This window comes from Paenibacillus radicibacter, assembly GCF_024721995.1.
GTDB classification, from domain to species: Bacteria; Bacillota; Bacilli; order Paenibacillales; family NBRC-103111; genus Paenibacillus_AM; species Paenibacillus_AM radicibacter.
Map to the genome: position 1 here is coordinate 57,328 of NZ_JANQBC010000016.1, position 17,369 is coordinate 74,696.

Genomic DNA, 17,369 nt, shown 5'->3' on the forward strand with positions numbered 1-17,369 from the left:
AAAAAGGGGACAGGGGCACATCATCCCTGTCCGCTTTTTCCAAAAAAACTGCTTAGTTTTTCACAATACGCTCATTGGATGCATCCCAAGTCAATTTAAGACCTGTCAATTGATTGAATGCTTCAAGTGGTAAATACAACTTGCCATTATCATCACTGCCTACAAGCTGACTTGCTGCGCCATTTACTGTAACTGCACCGCTATCAACTAAGACTACAAGTTTATTGCTGCCTTTTGTGAAAGAAACGGATCTTGTTTTCTCATCCCAAGCAACTGTGATGTCAAACGCTTCTGCAAGTGATTTGGCCGTAAATAGTGTCTTGTTGTCACGTGTTACTTTGAATAAAGGATATAAGTATTTATCTTGCAAATCTTTCGTAGCAGCCGCTAGATCGACACCGATTACTTTCGCACCATTCTTCGCGATATCTGTGTTATCTACATCCCCTTTAACAAGAGAAGCGATTGGACCATATGCCCATACCCCTACATCTACACCTGTATGTCCATGTCCTGTCCAGCCAACTGCAAGACGCTTCGAGACAACCGCATTATAACCGCCTGCGCGACCATAGCTAGAGCCATCACCTTTAAGGATAAGAGCGATTTCTTCATCTGTTAAATCTGTGAATCCAATATTGTCTGCTACAATTCTACGAATATCATCTGCTGTTTCTGCTTTTTTAAGTTGACCTTCAATAAATTCATAAGAGCGTTTTTGTTTATTAAATAAATCTACATTCAGTTCATACACGTTATCTCTAGCAAGCGACAAACCACCTGTTTCATGGTCAGCGGATACAACTACGGAAGTGTTGCCATCTTTTTTTGCAAAATCAATAATTGTCTTGAATGTTGCATCCATCTCTAACAACTCTTGAATGTTCGATGGTAGATCATTCGCATGTCCCGCATGGTCAATACGAGCTGCTTCAACCATCAACACGAAACCATTCTTATTCTGGGAAAGAAGGTCAATCGCTTTTTGCGTCATTTGCGGCAAAGTTGGCGTCTTGTCATCACGATCGAGAACGTAAGGAATTTCTGCACCTGCAAACAGTCCAAGTGCCTTATCCGTATTAGCTGGAATCGCATCTAAGCCCTTTTTGTCAAATGCGGTTTTGTAACCTTTTGCTTCAAAATCACCAATAATGTTCTTGTCTGTACGCTTACCCTTCTCTTCTTTTGTCGTAAAGTTTACTTTACCACCGCCGAAGAACACGTTCACACCACTATTCAAGTATTGGGAAGCAATTGCATTCTGATTACCGCGCTGACGTACATGAGAAGCCCATACTGCCGGTGTAGCGCCTGTAATGTTGTCAGTTGTTACAAGACCTGTTCCTTTACCTTGTTTCATCGCCGCTTCGATGACAGATCCGAATGGCTTTGCCACATCACCGTTCGATACACTAATCGCATTGTTATAAGTCTTGTTACCTGTGGAGAATGCAGTTGCTGCAGCCGCAGAATCTGTTACCGCACCTGATTCGCTTGTATAAGGGCCAGCTTGTGAATATGTAGTTGCTTTACCCACATAATAGCCGCCATCAAGTTCCAAACGGTCTTTATTCAAAAATTTCTTGGAGTAATAACGCGCAGCCGTTACTTCAGCCGGCCCCATGCCGTCGCCGATAAGTACGATCAAGTTCTTGGATGGTGCTGCTGGTACTTCAGGTGTTTTCGTTGGTGCTGGAGCTGCTGCAAGTGCCGATGCACTCACGCTTAAGGACAGCAAGGAAATCGCTAAGCCGGAGCCTAATAATTGTTTCAAACCTTTTTTCAAAATGGTTCCCCTCCATCAATCTTGATTAACTGTTACCATCATAGCTTGCTTAGATTTGGAGAGCGTCAATAACATGTTTGCGTTTTGTAAAATATCCCACCCATTGTTATCAATTTGTTAAAACAAAAAAACACTCCGCAAGAGAAAATGCGCAGTTAATATCTGCGAATCGCTCCATTGGAGTGTTCCTATATTGAAATTTAAATTAGTCGCCTAAAATTGCCTTCTTGAATCGTTCGAACAAGGAAAGCTGTTGACCATGTGTGTTCTCGCCGCTAAGTGAAGCGAATTGACGAAGCAAGTCTTTCTGCTCATCACTCATGCTCGATGGTGTCACAACCGTTACTTTCACGTGCTGATCCCCTTGACCATGTCCACGAAGACGAGGAACACCTTTACCTCTTAGACGGAAGTACGTGCCTGTTTGTGTTCCTGCTGGAATCTTCAGCTTCACTTTCTCCGTAAGAGTTGGAATCTCGATCTCATCACCAAGTGCTGCTTGTGCAAATGTTAGCGGCACTTCGCAATAAATATCGTCGCCTTCACGATCAAAGAACTCATGTGTACGTACACGAATCACAACATATAAGTCACCAGATGGACCTCCGCGTGTACCTGATTCGCCTTCACCGGAAATACGAAGCTGTGCACCATCGTCCACACCTGCTGGAATTTTCACATGGATCGTACGTTGTTTCTTCACTTTACCTGCGCCATGGCAAGTTCCGCATTTCTCACGAATGATCTTACCTGATCCACCACAGCTTGAACATGCACGACGGTTTACGACGCGGCCAAATGGTGTATTCTGCACCACTTCTTGTTGTCCGGAACCTTTACATGTGCTACAAGTGTCTGGTTTCGTACCTGCCTTTGCACCACTGCCATGACAGTTATCACAGTTTTCGGTACGTGGAATTGTAATGTCCAATTCTTTACCGAATACCGCTTCTTTAAACTCTATCGTTAACGAGTATTGCAAGTCGTTACCGCGCTGCGGTGCGTTCGGATTGCGTCTGCCTCCGCCACCGCCGAAAAACATATCAAAAATATCCCCAAAGCCGCCATTAAAGTCAGCACCACCGAAACCGCCCATGCCCTGGTTTGGATCAACGTGACCGAACTGATCGTACTGTGCACGTTTTTGATCGTCGCCAAGCACGTCATAAGCTTCTTTCGCTTCTTTAAACTTATCTTCTGCATCAGCAGCCTTATTCACGTCAGGGTGATACTGCCTTGCAAGCTTACGGTATGCTTTTTTTAAATCGTCTGGCGAGGCATCTTTACCAACACCTAACACCTCATAGTAATCGCGTTTGCTCATCGTTCCACTCCCACTTATCAGCTACCGCTGCATGATTGCTTTTTATTACAGTTACAGTTAAAAGTCAAAGCACGCTTAAATCAGCGGCTTTGACTTTCAATTATAGCATATTTGACAGGCAAATTACTTCTTGTCTTCGTCTACAACTTCATAGTCTGCATCTACTACGTTATCACGTTTAGGTTGCTGACCTTCAGCGCCGCCAGCTTCGCCTTGTGCTTGCTCCGCTTGTGCAGCTTGCTCATACAACTTCACAGAAAGTTGTTGAACGATCTCGGAAAGCTCTTCAGTCGCTGCTTTAATTGCATCTGAATCTGTACCTTCAAGAGCTGTCTTCACTTTTTCTTTTGCAGCGTTCGCTTTATCCACTTCAGCAGCATCTACTTTACCTTCAAGGTCTTTAAGCGTCTTATCTACTGTATATACAAGTTGATCCGCATTGTTGCGAACTTCAACCATTTCTTTACGTTTGCGATCTTCTTCCGCATGAATCTCAGCGTCTTTCATCATTTTGTCGATCTCTTCGCTGTTTAGGCCTGAAGAAGAAGTAATTGTGATCTTCTGGCTCTTACCTGTACCTTTATCTAGAGCAGACACGTTTACGATACCGTTCGCATCGATGTCGAATGTTACTTCGATTTGTGGAACGCCTCGCGGTGCTGGTGGAATGTCACCTAACATGAAGCGACCCAATGTTTTGTTATCTGCAGCCATGGAACGCTCACCTTGCAAGACGTGAATTTCTACGCTTGTTTGGCTATCTGCATACGTGGAGTACACTTGGGATTTGCTTGTAGGAATCGTTGTGTTACGATCGATCATCTTCGTAAATACGCCGCCAGCTGTTTCGATACCAAGGGAAAGTGGAGTTACGTCAAGAAGAACAACGTCTTTCACATCACCTGTTAGTACGCCCGCTTGAATTGCTGCACCAAGTGCTACAACTTCATCTGGGTTAACGCCTTTATGCGGATCTTTACCTGTTAATTTCTTGATTGCATCTACAACTGCAGGAATACGAGTGGAACCACCAACAAGAACGATCTTGTCGATATCATTAGCTGTCATACCCGCATCGCTAAGTGCTTGACGAGTTGGTCCTAATGTTCTTTCAACAAGGCTTGCTGTAATCTCATCGAATTTCGCACGAGTTAAGCTCATTTCCAAGTGTTGAGGCACGCCGTCAACAACTGTGATGAACGGTAAGGAAATTGCTGTTGTAAGTACGCCAGACAATTCTTTTTTCGCTTTTTCAGCTGCATCTTTCAAACGTTGTACAGCAGATTTATCTTTGCTTAGGTCGATTCCGTGCTCTTTTTTGAACTCAGATACGATATGGTTCATCACCACTTCATCAAAGTCATCTCCACCAAGGTGGTTATCACCGGAAGTTGATTTAACTTCGAAGAATCCATCACCTAGTTCAAGGATAGATACGTCAAACGTACCGCCACCAAGGTCAAATACTAGGATTGTGTGGTCTTCTGCTTTTTCTAATCCGTATGCAAGAGCTGCAGCCGTTGGCTCGTTCACGATACGAAGAACTTCTAGACCTGCGATTTTACCTGCGTCTTTAGTTGCTTGACGTTGGGAGTCGTTGAAGTAAGCAGGAACTGTAATAACGGCTTGTGTTACCGTTGTGCCAAGGTAAGCCTCTGCATCTGATTTTAATTTTTGCAAAATAATAGCGGAGATTTCTTGTGGTGTGTAGTCTTTGCTATCAATGGATTCTTTGTGATTCGTACCGATGTGACGCTTGATGGAGCTAATTGTACGATCTGGGTTTGTGATCGCTTGACGCTTCGCTGTTTCACCAACTACACGCTCGCCATCTTTCTTGAAACCAACTACGGAAGGTGTTGTACGGTTACCTTCTGGGTTAGGGATTACGACAGCTTCGCCGCCTTCCATTACTGCTACGCAAGAGTTTGTTGTACCTAAGTCAATACCGATTACTTTACTCATGTTTGATTTCCTCCTTGGATCTTTACGATATATTATAGTTTGAAATTACATGCTCACTTTAACCATTGCAGGACGGATTACTTTGTCCTTTAGCTTGTAACCTTTTTGAACTTCTTCCACCACATAACCTTCTTCATACTCGTCAGACTCGACTTGCATGATCGCTTGATGGAAGTCTGGGTTAAATGGCTGACCCACAGACTCGATTGCCGTTAAACCTTCTTGCAATAGAACACTGTCAAATTGACGGAATACCATATCAATACCTTTGACAAGCCCATCTAAATCTTGACTTTCTTTGGAAGCTGCAATTGCGCGTTCCATATTATCAAGGACAGGAATGAGTCCTTCGATTACTTTAGATGATGCATATTTAGCGAAATCTTCTTTCTCCAAACGTGCTCTGCGACGGAAATTATCAAAGTCTGCTTGTGTACGCAGGTACTTTTGGTAATTCTCATCTGCTAGTGCGCGTAATTGTTCGATTTCGGAATTGCTCTCTACAGTCTCTTCATTCTCTACGGTTTGAGCCGTTTCTGTTTGTTGTTCCAACGATGATGCATCTCCTTCTTGTGTATATGTAGAGGTCTCGTCTCCTACTACCTCTGGGTTCTCATCCAGGTTTGCATCCAACGCATTAACATCTTTCTCTTGTGCACTCACTAGGATTCACCTCCTTAACATAATCACATCCAGAGCGTGTTCAAAAAGTTAAAACGAAAGAGATAAGAGCAACTGTAGGAACGTAGTGTTCGCCTTTGAAATCATGAAAATACCAATAAATAAATTCAAAATTCATGATTGAGACAGCGACCGGAAGTGCTCTTTTCTCTGCAGTGCCCAAACTTTTTGAACACGCTCATCTAGTATTTATTTCATCTTGATCACAGTATGAATGCGAAGCACGGCTGCTGCAACTTCACCAGCAGATCGCAAGGCATGAATCTTAACATTCGTCGGATCGATTACGCCTGCTTCCATCATGTTCACGAGTTCACCTGTATCACAGTTTACACCAATCTCATCACTACCTGTTAATAACTGCTCGGCTCGCAAGGCTTCCACCTTCTCAAGTGGATTATAGCCGCTGTTGAGCATCATCTGACCCAGCGGCTTACGAATCGCGGCAGCAACCGCTTGAATGCCGAAGCTTTCCATGCCAGTTACACATTCACGGGATTTCTCCACAGCCTGCGCAATTGCCATCTCTACAGCACCGCCGCCTGGTACATATCCACCACGTACAGCTGCTTGAACCGCAGATGCAGCGTCTTTGGCAATACGCGTTCGTTCACCAACAACCTCTTGCGTTGATGCCCCGACAATGACCGTGACATTACGTGCCCCGCCGCCACCGCTTATCTTAACGAAATCTAGCTCATCATCGTAAAATAATTCCTCTGCATACCCCAATCCATGTCGCAGCTCTTCTACGCTCTTCTTCAGCGCCATACGGCGCAGTGGCTTCGCACCTGTATAGGTGCAAAGTGCTTCAAGTTCGCGCTTAGGGACACGCTGCAGCACCATGATGCCATGATCCGAGCAGATTTGCTCGGCTTCCGGATCAACGCCGCGATCAGCAGCGATGAGCCCGACGCCAAGCTCAACGAGCTTGCGTACATCTTCGCGGAACAGTTCGCGAAGATGCATATACTGCTGGAAGCCCGCCTCGGTAACGAGGGCTTCTTCAGCGACTGCTTCGGGCGCAAGCTCGTCGCGGAGCACGAGCACTTTCGCGCGGCGTATATGCTCCACCGCCGCGCCCGGGTTCATCGGCATCGCCCGCAGGACGATGCCAGGCCACACCTCGCTCACGGCGTCAGCATGAGCGAGTACACTGTCGGAGAAGCGATACGCTTCCTCCGACAGCTGCTCGAGGCCGAGCTGCTGCGCGGCCTCTAAGACCAGCGCCGCGATGTCGCGCTGCTCGCGGCCGGCCGTGTACGCGATCCGTGCAAGCACCGGATCGTCGATCCCTGCAACCGCGCGGCTGCGCTCTCGCAAGCTCAAGACGGCGGTTGCTACGCCGTCTTGCAGCCCGCGCACAACCTTCGCGACCGGTACGCCGCGCGTGACGTGCGCCACACACTCAGCGACGAGTGCGCCGGCAAGCACCGTTGCCGTCGTCGTGCCGTCGCCAACATATCGCTGCTGCGACTGCGCGACGCCGACCATAAGGCGAGCGGCGGGGTGAGTCACATCCATTTTTTCAAGAATCGTGACCCCATCATTCGTAATGATGACTTCGCCTTGCCCGCCGACAAGCATCGTATCCAGTCCCTTAGGACCTAGTGTCCCTTCAACTGCTGCGCAGATTGCCCTGACAGCACCTGCATTATTAAGCAACGTTGCGTAGGCTTCCTCACCCTCAGCTGCTCCTGGCTTCCATCCATTACTCATGGGACCGCAATTCCTTTCGACTTATAACTTACTATCCGTTTGTGTTCTTGTACCATTGTGCAATCGCCTGCTCCAAATTTTTCGAAACATGGTCGAGCACACGAATAACTTTGCCATATTCCATACGAGTCGGTCCCAGAATGCCAATCGTACCAATTGGCCTGTCTTCAATCGAATACGTAGCGGTGATCAGCGAACAATCATTCATAATTTGCATCGTATTTTCAGATCCAATTCGCACTTGAACCCCATGCTGAGTATCCGAAAACAAATGAATAAGCTTCGGTGTTTCGCCAAGTAGATCAAGGATATTCTTCACTTTATCCACATCTTTAAATTCGGGCTGGATCAACATATTTGTCGAACCGCTCACATAAATGCGATCTTTATCGCCTCCATGCAGCACTTCTTCAACAACCGTTAGCAGTTCATGATAACCCGATACATATTTGCCAAGTTCAGCCGAAACCTCATTAAACAGCTTCGATTTGAATTCAAGCAAGGACACATTCGCAAGCTTATCATTTAGCAAATTCACAACCGTCTGAATGTCTGACATCGACATCCCTGGTGGAATCGTTACCGTCTTATTCTCCACATGACCTGTATTCGTTACAAAGATCGCCACCGCCGTCGTATCCGAAAGCGGAACAATCTGCATATGTTTAAGTGTCGTCCCATACACCTCGGGAGCGAGCACAATCGATGTATAATTCGTTAAGGAAGATAGAATTGTTGCCGCATGGCTAACCACGTCTTCCATCTCTTGAATCTTCTGTGTGAAAAACAGCTTCATCATGTTGATCTCTTCAGGGCTTAGCGCACCTTGCTGTACCAGATGATCAACATAATAACGATACCCTCTATTAGAAGGAATGCGCCCCGCAGAAGTATGGGGTTGATCTAAGAAACCCATCTCCTCCAGATCGGACATTTCATTACGAATCGTCGCAGGGCTAAAGCCCACATTACCGCGCTTGGAAATCGTACGAGATCCAACTGGTTCGGCGAAACGAATGTAGTCATCGACAATAGCGCTAAGAATCATACGCTGGCGATCCGTCAACATATCAGATACCTCCATTTGAATTTTGTTTTTGTCATCGTTAGCACTCTCTGCCACTGAGTGCTAAATCATAATATAAAAATAACAGACCCAAAGGTCTGTTGTCAAGAACTTACGGCTGTACATCTACGGATCCATGCGCCCGTTTCTCGCGTAATTCAATCCAGTTTGCGTAGCACCGCGATCTCATCGCAGCAATACTGCTTCTTACAATTCATGCAGTCTTTCCATACTTTCTCGGGAAACACTTCTTTGGGTACGATCGTGAATCCATTCTTCTGAAAAAATCCAACTTCATATGTCAGCGCCATTACTTTGGTTATTTGTTGATTACGCGCTTCATCTACTAACTCATCGATTAACATGCCACCAATACCTTGACCTTTATATCCATCACTTATCCCAAGTGAGCGAACTTCTACTAAATCAGGTCCTAATTGTGTAAGCGATCCACAACCGATTAGACCTTCCTCTGCTTCTGCAACGACAAAGGTGGATAACTGATCGATCAGCATCTCACGTGTCCTTGCCAGCATAATCCCTTGCTCTGCATACCCTTGAATGATTGTGTATAAATCGTCCAAATCTCGTTCTGTTGCCTTACGACAAGCTACCCCCATGAAGATCCCACCTTTAATAACCTTGTTCAGAATTGATTGAATAAATATACAACAACTAATATATTTATACAAGACTAAATTTTTCGTCAATTTATTTTCAAAAAAAGAAAAGAGTACACCCAAGTCCTACGCTTGAACGTACTCTATTCGTACTCTATTCTAGGAATTCACCAAACACTTCATTACCTAATAGTAACCCGCGATCAGACAATCTGTACGTTGGTCCATCAGTCTCAATAAGTAGACCCTGCTGAACTAGCTTATCGAGCTTCGCACCGAATACATCATGCAACAACACATCGAATTGTGCTTCAAAATCTGCAGAACAGACACCATCTAACAGACGAAGTCCAACCATCATGAAGTCTTCCATCGCTTCTTTCGTAGACACTTCGTGTTTCTCAAGAATCGGTAAGCCTTTCTCCGTCGCATTGATATAAGGCTGTACACCCTTTACATTCACATGACGCAAGCCCCGAACATAACCGTGCGCTCCAGCACCAAGACCATAATACGGATGATTCAGCCAATACGTAATGTTATGCATTGACTTTCTACCGGGACGTGCGAAGTTTGAAATTTCATACTGCTCATAACCCGCCTCCTTCAAACGGCGCATAATAAGCTCATACATCGCAAGTTCTTCATCCTCATCAGGTAGTGGCAATTGATTCTTATTAAAAAGAGTGTGGAATAGCGTGTTCTCTTCTACTTTAAGTGAATAAATCGAGTAATGCTGCAGATCCAGCTTCAACGCTTCATCAAGTGTCGTATTCATAATATCGACCGTCTGCTTCGGTAAACCGAACATCAAGTCAATCGAGATATTATCAAAACCAACCTTCTTCGCGTTCGCAACACTACGATATACATCGTCTGTGTTGTGAATACGTCCAATTCGCTCTAATAAGCCATTATCGAATGACTGCACGCCGAACGATAATCGATTCACTCCTCCAGCACGCATAACAGCAAGCTTCTCTTCATCGGTTGTACCCGGATTGGCTTCCATTGAAAACTCTAGCTCGGGATGATCTAGCGGGAAGTATTTCCCCACAATTCGCAAAAACTTCTCCATCTGCGGAGGTGTTAATACCGTCGGTGTTCCACCACCTACGAAGATCGTCTTAATTTCCCCTGGCGGCACTTGTGCCACCGTTAACTCCATCTCACGTTCAAGAGCATCTAGATATGCTTCTACAGGTTGACCCTGCAAGACGAAAGAATTGAAATCACAATAGAAACATTTATTCGTGCAAAATGGAATGTGTATATAAACCGCCTTCGGCGCTGCTAATCTTACGTTCATACGATGTACTTCCCTTCAGGTTACTATCCTCCATTGTACATCAAATTCACTCCACACCCAAACATAAATAAAAGGAGCATCCACCTGCCCCTTTTTATTTTCCATAAATAGAAATCCAATCTGCACGCCATTCTTGAAAAGTTTTACTTTGAAAAGTTTCACCTTGAATCTCTTCCAATGACTTGCCTTCTAATGACCAACATCCACCTGCCATTACAAAATTAGAATCACTATACGGAATCGAAGTCCCTCCAACTGGCTTACCTTCCACTTCAAATACATTAACCACAACATTTCCTCTTGATAGGGGATGATTGCTTACGATAAATTTCTCAACATGAATCATTTTTCCAATATAGCTTTTAGGATTCAGCTGTTGTAATCCCCAAACCATCATATACGGCATCGCAATCAATTTCTCAGAGGTTAGTTCATAATTTTCTGGATGACCTTCATAAGAAACCATCTTATATCCCTTTTGTTCTAAAAATAATTTAGCTGTAAGACGGTCTTTCGGGATTTGATTGCATCCTATTAGCAAAAACAATAGAAAAACGGATAGCCACCTTTTCATTTCATCCCCCGCTTAATTAATTCATCACACTTATGGTTAGTACACAAAAAACGAAGCTCAAACAAATATTGTTTCAAAATTCACTTTTTCATATGCGCCCACATAGTCTAGAGAAATAAATAGGCTTTTACGAGGTGGGAGAACACAATGCATATTTTATCTATACTGCTTGTTGCCATTGCTTCAAATTTAGACAATCTCGGAATTGGGCTTTCATTCGGGATGAAATCCACCCGTATTCCTTTCTGGTCAAACTTCATGATCGCCTTGATCACCATGACTGGAACATACCTCTCCATGATAGTCGGAGAATGGATATCCGAATATGTTTCAGCGGACTTCGCTAATCTGGCAGGTGCACTTGTGATCGCCATTATCGGTTTACAAACCATCTGGTCCAGCTTACGTCCTAAGAAAGTACCTGAGCTCACAGATGGAGGAGCAGATCTCGTTCAAGTCCTTCGCCATCCCATCCAAGCTGACACCGATCAGAATCAGACGATTTCATGGAAAGAATCGTTAGCACTTGGAGTCGCCCTTGCTCTAAACAATATTGCGACTGGTATAGGAGCAGGTGCCACTGGGATCTCACCTATTTGGACGACGATCAGTGCAGGCATATTCTCTTACCTATTCGTTGGATTTGGCGTACAGTTTGGACTCAAGCTTGGGCAAACTCGCCTGGGCAGCTACTCAAACATCTTGGCTGGACTACTCTTAATTGGGATTGCGATTTATGAAGTCCTCGTCTAAAACAACAAAAAACAGGAGCCCTCAAGCTCCTGTTTCTTCATTTTCTAATCGTCAATTCTAGTCGTCAATACGTAATACAGCCATGAATGCCTCTTGTGGAACTTCCACGGAGCCGACTTGCTTCATGCGCTTCTTACCTTCTTTTTGCTTATCAAGCAATTTACGTTTACGGGAAATGTCACCGCCGTAACATTTCGCAAGAACGTTCTTACGCATCGCTTTAACCGTCTCACGGGAGACAATCTTCTGTCCGACTGCCGCTTGAATCGGCACTTCAAACATTTGACGCGGGATAAGCTCTCTAAGCTTCTCACAGATGATCTTACCACGGTGGTACGCACGATCACGGTGAACGATGAAGGACAAGGCATCGACTTGTTCGTTGTTAAGCAAGATGTCCATTTTCACCAAGTTCGAACGCTTGTAACCGGACAGTTCGTAGTCGAAGGACGCGTATCCTTTTGTACTGGACTTCAGCTGATCGAAGAAGTCATACACGATTTCAGACAGCGGCATGTTGTAGATCAACGTCACACGCGTAGTATCCAAGTATTCCATGTTCATGAACTCACCGCGTTTGTTTTGACAAAGTTCCATAATTGCACCTACGTAATCTTTCGGCACGATAATCGATGCCTTCACGTAAGGCTCCTCAATAAACTCTACACGCTGTGGATCTGGGTAGTTCGATGGATTATCAATCTGGAAAGACTCACCGTTCGTGAGTGTAATGCGATATACTACGCTCGGCGCAGTCGTAATAAGTGGAATGTTAAATTCACGCTCAATACGCTCTTGGATAATCTCCATGTGAAGAAGTCCCAAGAATCCGCAACGGAATCCGAAACCTAATGCAGAAGATGTCTCTGGCTCGTACTTCAAGGCAGCATCGTTAAGCTCCAGCTTCTGAAGTGCTTCACGCAGATCGTTATAATCTTGCGTCTCGATTGGGTACAAACCGCAGAATACCATTGGGTTAATCTTACGGTAACCTGGTAGTGGCTCAGGAGCTGGATTAGCAGCCTCTGTAATCGTATCACCGACACGTGTGTCGCCTACGTTCTTAATACCCGCTACGACGAAACCAACATCACCCACGTTAAGCTCATCCACCATCGTCATACGCGGCATAAATGCGCCAACTTCGATAACTTCAAACGTCTTGTTTGTCGCCATGAACTTAATTTTCGAACCAGGACGAATCGCACCGTCAACTACACGTACATATACGATTACACCTTTATAAGCATCGTAGTGTGAATCGAAAATAAGCGCTTTAAGCGGCTTTGAATGATCCCCTGTTGGAGCCGGTACCTTCTGGCACACTTGCTCGATAATTTCCTTGATTCCAATACCCGCTTTAGCTGAAGCAAGTACAGCTTCCGATGCATCTAGTCCGATCACATCTTCAACTTCTTGTTTCACGCGCTCAGGGTCTGCACTCGGCAAGTCGATCTTGTTAATAACCGGCAAGATTTCAAGGTTGTTATCCAGTGCCAAGTAAACGTTCGCAAGTGTTTGCGCTTCGATCCCTTGTGCTGCATCGACAACGAGAAGTGCACCTTCACAAGCTGCTAAGCTTCGAGATACTTCATACGTGAAATCGACGTGCCCCGGTGTATCAATCAGGTTCAAGATATATTCTTGTCCATCATCCGCACGATAGTTAAGACGTACCGCTTGCAATTTAATTGTAATACCGCGTTCACGTTCCAAATCCATCTGATCCAGCACTTGCTCTTGCATTTCGCGCGAAGAAAGTGCGCCTGTATATTCCAATATTCGATCCGCAAGTGTCGATTTACCATGGTCAATATGAGCGATAATCGAAAAGTTACGAATCTGCTTTTGTCTTGCTTGAATGTCCGTCATGCCTTACCCCCACTAAATTACGCAATAACTTTTATTATATCAGTCAATGGAATCGGCATCAATGTTTTGGACCCTGTTTCACTCAAAATGCATCAAATAACCCTGCAAAAACCGAAATTACGCCTCTTGCTGCACCCTGCACTAAATCTCCGAGCCTATTACCAATCCCATTCATGTTCGAATTATCCGATGCGTATACTCTAGTATTGCCAAGTGCATCCAATTGCTTTTCCTTGTCAGCTCGCGCTTTCTCAAGTTCCGTCTGAAGCTGCTCACGCGCCTTTCTTTCCCGCTGAAGCTGGAGAAGCAGCTTTTCATTCTCACTACTATCTTTTTTCACAAGAACGGCTTCGTCTGCTGTTCCACCATGCACCCGGTCAACACCCTGCTTCGCAACACTCACTCCGAAAAGAATGCAAAAAGCTACAATTGCAATCATTAGCAGCATTTTAAAATAATACCGATGCATAAGTGTACTACCTCCATAGCCGTCCTTTGCGGCTTCTTATTTCTTATTTCTTATCCCCACTCGGAGTTGGGCTCGCTGCCTGTGCATCTACTTTCTCTGCTTTTAGAATGACTTGTGAGATCGCCTTAGCAAGCAAGTCTGCTGTTCGGTAACACTCTTCTAGCGTATTCTCCGGACCGCCAATCTCGATGACAGCAAGGTTAGGAGAGAAGTTCTGATTATAGAGTCCGTCGACATGTTTACCCGACTTCGCATACACACCTTTCGAGATGCCCGGCATTTGACTGTTGATCAATTGATGAATTTGATTCGCAAACCCCTCGTTTTGTTTCCACTTTGCGTTATCTCCACCGACAATGAAATAAAGCTGTGCATAATCTTTACCATCGATCGTAACGGTTGTCTTATTGCGTGGCAGCGAATCTCGGTGAATGTCAAAATAGAAATTTAATTTTGGATTAGCAGCAAATGCTTCTTTTAACGTATTCAAGGAATATTTGTACGAAAAATTATAATTAAAGTTTTTGACGGATTTCGGATAATACTCACTGGAATGCACCGTCCCGATTCCAGCTTTCTCTAGTCCCTTTGAAAGACGATCCCCAACCATTGTGATGTTCTTATCCGGGTCATGCGCTTGATCAGGGTCTGTGATCCCTTTATCTTTAATTTCTGGAAGGAACGACTCCGAACTATGTGTCTGATATATAAATGCCACGTTACCCCCTGTTATTGGAACAGGTGCTGGCTTGGCGCTTGGAGCAGGTGTAGGTATTGGAGCCGTTGTCGGCTGCACTTGAGTAGGTTCCTGTGTAAACACACTTCCTGGTGGTGTTAGATGCTCCGGTTCGCTCGGGTTAGTGACAATGCCTGGTCTTAGCATTGTCGTATTCCCAATACTCATCCCCGGCAACTCTTTGGTCATAAGCGACTTTTTGTCAGTAGGGTCAACGCTTGTCAGAAACCGAAACATGAATTGAAAGATGTTCTTCTGTGAAAAGGTGAAGCGCATCGATTCTTGCTGCAAATGCGGCACTTCCATCCCTAGGATGTCCACGATGAATTGATTGGATACCGATGCCATGAGGCCCTTAACCGTGTTCACAGGGGAGTTTGTCGCATGCGACTGCATGATCCCCCCGATGCCTATTAATAGAAAAATCGCTAGTGTCGTCATCATACTAACCACAAAAATTTTCACTAGTGATCCCGCATTCTGCACGCTTTTTCGAATAACACCAATATTTAACGTCAATGATACCCATTTCATCCCATATTCCTCCTCTTTCGCTGATCTCGCGATTCGCCCGCCACTCTATCGAATGGAATCTAGTTACTCTTAATCTATGAACGAAAGTAGTAGGGTAGAACAGTTTTTTACTAGGAGGTGTTTTGGAAAAAGTGGGGTACGTGCTGCAGAGAAACAGTAACTTCCGGTCGCTGTCTCAATCGTGAATTTTGAATTTATTTAATTGTATTTTCACGATTTCAAAGGCGAACACTTCGTTCCTCCAGTTACTGTTTCTCTTTCGCTTAACTTTTTCCGGAAAATCCTAGTAAAAAAGCTGTAAGGGAGGAAGGCAGAAAAAAAAGACGAAAGTCAAAAGCACAGGACAAAAGCAAAACATAAAAACAAAAGCAAGCTCCCTCACCTTACGGTATTGGGTGCTTGCTTCCTTACAATCATAGGGACATTAAAATACTTAATGGGTATACGCGGCGACGTTATTGACGTCGACTGCTTCGTGTAGCGCGGCGTTTAAGCCGGAGGCGATGATGTTCGCAATGTCTTCGATGAATTCATCGATTTCTTTAGGTGTGACCAGCAGGTCATGACCTAGCGGGTTCAGCACTTCTTTTACAAGTGACAGTCGTTCATTCTCCTGCATCCCACCGAACAACCCCATAATTGGTCCAGAGTCATTCGTCTGCGTTTTGAAATGTTCTTGCATCATATCAATACAGGAGTTCACGATCGTGGAGGCATACACAACTGTAGGCACACCAATTGCAATCACAGGTACACCGAGAATTTCTTGCGTCAGCCCTTTGCGCTTGTTCCCAATTCCCGATCCCGGATGAATGCCTGTGTCCGCAATCTGAATCGTTGTATTCACCCGCTCAAGTGCTCTGGAAGCAAGGGCATCGACGGCAATGACGAGATCGGGCTTCGACTTCTCCACGATCCCATGTACGATCTCACTGCTCTCGATCCCTGTTATCCCAAGCACACCAGGTGCAACTGCACTTACAGGACGATAGCCAGGGCTTACCTGATCAGGCATCAATTCAAAATAGTGCCGTGTCACGAGCATGTTCTCAACGACGAGCGGACCCAAAGCATCAGGGGTCACATTCCAGTTACCCAAACCGATGACGAGTATTTTGGCTGTCTTGGATACGCCCATATCAGCAAGAAACTTCTCGAATAGTTGAGCAAACTTCGTCGCTACCTGATCTTGCAGATCTGTATCTTTATTGCGAAGCTCCGGCACTTCGATTGTTATGTAACGTCCTTTCTGTTTCCCGATTCTCTGGGCTGCTTGATCGGTCTGGACGTGAATATTCGTGATCTTAATGCCATCTTCATCGGTATATTGTGACTCTAGACCGGGAATACTCGGTGCTTCTGGAGCTGGCGTGGCTCCTTGGTTGCTCGTGTTATTAACCGCCATATCTCTAGCTTCTAATGCGAGATCCGTTCGCACGGCATACATACTTAAATCCATCGTCTAACCCCTTTTATCCGTCATTTTGGGTTTATTGTACGGAATTAACCGACGGCTTATTCACAAAAAGATCGAACAAAGCTTTGCATTGATAGGCGTTTGTATAGTAGAATGTGTGGGTGTAGCTCTTGCAATTTAAATATACCCATGATAAACTACTGTAAGTTGTCAACAAAAGAAACGTTGAACGATGTTTATCGAAGTAGGAGGTGAACGTCAATGCCAAACATTAAATCAGCTATCAAACGTGTTAAAGTTAGCGAAAAGCGCCGTCTTCGCAACGCGTCTCAAAAGTCCGCACTTCGCACAGTTGTGAAAACTTTTGAAACTACAGTTGCTACAAATAATGTCGATTCCGCTAAAGAAGCTCTAGTACTTGCTTCTAAGAAATTGGACAAGGCAGCTTCCAAAGGATTAATCCATAAAAATGCAGCAGCTCGCAAAAAATCTCGTCTTGCTAAAAAGCTTAACGCTCTTTCCGCACAGGCGTAATAACGGCTAC

General features: G+C 44.9%; 16 protein-coding genes. 3 read left to right on the plus strand and 13 right to left on the minus strand.

Features of this window, described 5'->3' with window-relative positions:
* Positions 1-52 precede the first annotated feature (52 nt).
* The 5 genes from NV379_RS24010 to NV379_RS24030 form a co-directional block, all read right to left on the minus strand.
* The gene (locus tag NV379_RS24010; RefSeq protein WP_258209881.1) at positions 53-1,786 is read right to left on the minus strand and encodes an alkaline phosphatase; all 1,734 of its coding nucleotides are present in this window, start codon (positions 1,784-1,786) and stop codon (positions 53-55) included.
* 205 nt (positions 1,787-1,991) lie between these two features.
* Positions 1,992-3,110 carry a molecular chaperone DnaJ gene (gene dnaJ / locus NV379_RS24015; protein ID WP_258209882.1) on the minus strand — a complete coding sequence of 373 codons (1,119 nt, stop codon included), beginning with the start codon at positions 3,108-3,110 and terminating at the stop codon, positions 1,992-1,994.
* A 123-nt stretch (positions 3,111-3,233) separates the two neighbouring features.
* Positions 3,234-5,075, minus strand: a complete 1,842-nt coding sequence (dnaK, locus tag NV379_RS24020; RefSeq protein WP_258209883.1) for a molecular chaperone DnaK — start codon at positions 5,073-5,075, stop codon at positions 3,234-3,236.
* Positions 5,076-5,120: 45 nt separating this feature from the next.
* Positions 5,121-5,696 (minus strand): nucleotide exchange factor GrpE, encoded by a 576-nt coding sequence (gene grpE / locus NV379_RS24025; protein WP_373426165.1) that lies wholly within the window; start codon positions 5,694-5,696, stop codon positions 5,121-5,123.
* Between the two features lie 249 nt (positions 5,697-5,945).
* Positions 5,946-7,343 carry a TCP-1/cpn60 chaperonin family protein gene (locus tag NV379_RS24030; RefSeq protein WP_308860324.1) on the minus strand — a complete coding sequence of 466 codons (1,398 nt, stop codon included), beginning with the start codon at positions 7,341-7,343 and terminating at the stop codon, positions 5,946-5,948.
* Here NV379_RS24030 and NV379_RS26125 point away from each other — a divergent pair.
* Positions 7,294-7,431, plus strand: coding sequence for a hypothetical protein (locus NV379_RS26125; protein ID WP_308860325.1), 138 nt, complete (start codon positions 7,294-7,296; stop codon positions 7,429-7,431). The genes NV379_RS24030 and NV379_RS26125 overlap by 50 nt on opposite strands.
* A 75-nt stretch (positions 7,432-7,506) precedes the next feature.
* On the opposite strand, the gene hrcA is transcribed toward NV379_RS26125, so the two are convergent.
* From hrcA to NV379_RS24050, 4 genes are all read right to left on the minus strand, one after another.
* Positions 7,507-8,544 (minus strand): heat-inducible transcriptional repressor HrcA, encoded by a 1,038-nt coding sequence (gene hrcA / locus NV379_RS24035; protein ID WP_258209886.1) that lies wholly within the window; start codon positions 8,542-8,544, stop codon positions 7,507-7,509.
* Positions 8,545-8,699: 155 nt separating this feature from the next.
* Positions 8,700-9,161, minus strand: coding sequence for an N-acetyltransferase (locus NV379_RS24040; RefSeq protein ID WP_258209887.1), 462 nt, complete (start codon positions 9,159-9,161; stop codon positions 8,700-8,702).
* Positions 9,162-9,315: 154 nt separating this feature from the next.
* A complete protein-coding gene (gene hemW, locus NV379_RS24045) occupies positions 9,316-10,470 on the minus strand; it encodes a radical SAM family heme chaperone HemW (RefSeq protein WP_258209888.1) in 1,155 nt (384 codons plus the stop codon).
* 94 nt (positions 10,471-10,564) lie between these two features.
* A complete protein-coding gene (locus NV379_RS24050; protein ID WP_258209889.1) occupies positions 10,565-11,044 on the minus strand; it encodes a hypothetical protein in 480 nt (159 codons plus the stop codon).
* Positions 11,045-11,191: 147 nt separating this feature from the next.
* On the opposite strand from NV379_RS24050, the gene ytaF reads away from it, so the two are divergent.
* The gene (gene ytaF, locus NV379_RS24055; RefSeq protein ID WP_258209890.1) at positions 11,192-11,797 is read left to right on the plus strand and encodes a sporulation membrane protein YtaF; all 606 of its coding nucleotides are present in this window, start codon (positions 11,192-11,194) and stop codon (positions 11,795-11,797) included.
* 57 nt (positions 11,798-11,854) lie between these two features.
* Here the strand turns inward: ytaF and lepA are convergent, their stop codons facing one another.
* The 4 genes from lepA to gpr form a co-directional block, all read right to left on the minus strand.
* Positions 11,855-13,669, minus strand: a complete 1,815-nt coding sequence (lepA, locus tag NV379_RS24060; protein ID WP_258209891.1) for a translation elongation factor 4 — start codon at positions 13,667-13,669, stop codon at positions 11,855-11,857.
* 82 nt (positions 13,670-13,751) lie between these two features.
* Entirely contained in the window at positions 13,752-14,138 is a 387-nt protein-coding gene (locus NV379_RS24065; protein ID WP_258209892.1) for a DUF3679 domain-containing protein, read from the minus strand.
* Between the two features lie 43 nt (positions 14,139-14,181).
* Complete coding sequence (gene spoIIP / locus NV379_RS24070) at positions 14,182-15,408, minus strand: stage II sporulation protein P (RefSeq protein ID WP_258209893.1); 1,227 nt, start codon at positions 15,406-15,408, stop codon at positions 14,182-14,184.
* A gap of 433 nt (positions 15,409-15,841) precedes the next feature.
* Positions 15,842-16,867 carry a GPR endopeptidase gene (gene gpr / locus NV379_RS24075; RefSeq protein WP_258209894.1) on the minus strand — a complete coding sequence of 342 codons (1,026 nt, stop codon included), beginning with the start codon at positions 16,865-16,867 and terminating at the stop codon, positions 15,842-15,844.
* Positions 16,868-17,086: 219 nt separating this feature from the next.
* Here gpr and rpsT point away from each other — a divergent pair, with 219 nt between their 5' ends.
* A complete protein-coding gene (gene rpsT / locus NV379_RS24080) occupies positions 17,087-17,359 on the plus strand; it encodes a 30S ribosomal protein S20 (protein ID WP_258209895.1) in 273 nt (90 codons plus the stop codon).
* Positions 17,360-17,369: the final 10 nt, after the last annotated feature.

Excerpts from the sequence above, each read along its gene's own strand:
- dnaK (WP_258209883.1), bottom strand. The coding sequence starts at position 5,075 with ATGAGTAAAGTAATCGGTATTGACTTAGGTACAACAAACTCTTGCGTA.
- NV379_RS24065 (WP_258209892.1), bottom strand. The coding sequence starts at position 14,138 with ATGCATCGGTATTATTTTAAAATGCTGCTAATGATTGCAATTGTAGCT.
- gpr (WP_258209894.1), bottom strand. The coding sequence starts at position 16,867 with ATGGATTTAAGTATGTATGCCGTGCGAACGGATCTCGCATTAGAAGCT.
- rpsT (WP_258209895.1), top strand. The coding sequence starts at position 17,087 with ATGCCAAACATTAAATCAGCTATCAAACGTGTTAAAGTTAGCGAAAAG.
- hemW (WP_258209888.1), bottom strand. The coding sequence starts at position 10,470 with ATGAACGTAAGATTAGCAGCGCCGAAGGCGGTTTATATACACATTCCA.
- NV379_RS24030 (WP_308860324.1), bottom strand. The coding sequence starts at position 7,343 with ATGCTTGTCGGCGGGCAAGGCGAAGTCATCATTACGAATGATGGGGTC.
- NV379_RS24050 (WP_258209889.1), bottom strand. The coding sequence starts at position 11,044 with ATGAAAAGGTGGCTATCCGTTTTTCTATTGTTTTTGCTAATAGGATGC.
- ytaF (WP_258209890.1), top strand. The coding sequence starts at position 11,192 with ATGCATATTTTATCTATACTGCTTGTTGCCATTGCTTCAAATTTAGAC.
- spoIIP (WP_258209893.1), bottom strand. The coding sequence starts at position 15,408 with ATGAAATGGGTATCATTGACGTTAAATATTGGTGTTATTCGAAAAAGC.
- dnaJ (WP_258209882.1), bottom strand. The coding sequence starts at position 3,110 with ATGAGCAAACGCGATTACTATGAGGTGTTAGGTGTTGGTAAAGATGCC.
- lepA (WP_258209891.1), bottom strand. The coding sequence starts at position 13,669 with ATGACGGACATTCAAGCAAGACAAAAGCAGATTCGTAACTTTTCGATT.
- NV379_RS24040 (WP_258209887.1), bottom strand. The coding sequence starts at position 9,161 with ATGGGGGTAGCTTGTCGTAAGGCAACAGAACGAGATTTGGACGATTTA.
- hrcA (WP_258209886.1), bottom strand. The coding sequence starts at position 8,544 with ATGTTGACGGATCGCCAGCGTATGATTCTTAGCGCTATTGTCGATGAC.